Origin of the sequence: Psychrobacter sp. CAL346-MNA-CIBAN-0220, assembly GCF_040309805.1 — a bacterium.
In the GTDB taxonomy this organism is placed as follows: Bacteria; Pseudomonadota; Gammaproteobacteria; order Pseudomonadales; family Moraxellaceae; genus Psychrobacter.
Genome location: NZ_JBEOPF010000184.1, coordinates 1 through 278, shown reverse-complemented (window position 1 = coordinate 278; position 278 = coordinate 1). Strand labels below are relative to the sequence as shown.

1 protein-coding gene is annotated in these 278 nt (G+C 65.5%); it reads left to right on the top strand.

Annotation, left to right across the window (positions count from 1 at the left end; all coding sequences use genetic code 11):
• The coding region (locus AAEY88_RS13245; RefSeq protein ID WP_350563136.1) for a DUF2827 family protein at positions 1–278 on the top strand (278 nt) is incomplete at both ends.

The window sequence follows — 278 nt, the reverse complement described above, 5'->3', positions numbered from 1 at the left end:
CACCAGAACATCGCGTTCCTCGCGATGATGCTCAAGCACTCGGATCGCGTCGGCCCCGTCTATTTCCTGAACGGCGGCGACGCCAACGCGCTGCCGGCCGGCCTCGAACTCGACGGCCTCGACATCCCGCTGGTGAAACCCGCCGACGTCACGCACGAACTCGACGTCGTGATCGAAATGGGCGCGCAGTTGCCGGTCGAGTGGCTGCGGCACATGAAGGCGCTCGGCAAGAAGATCGCCGCGTTCTTCTGCGGGCACGTGTATGCGGGCCTGTGCGA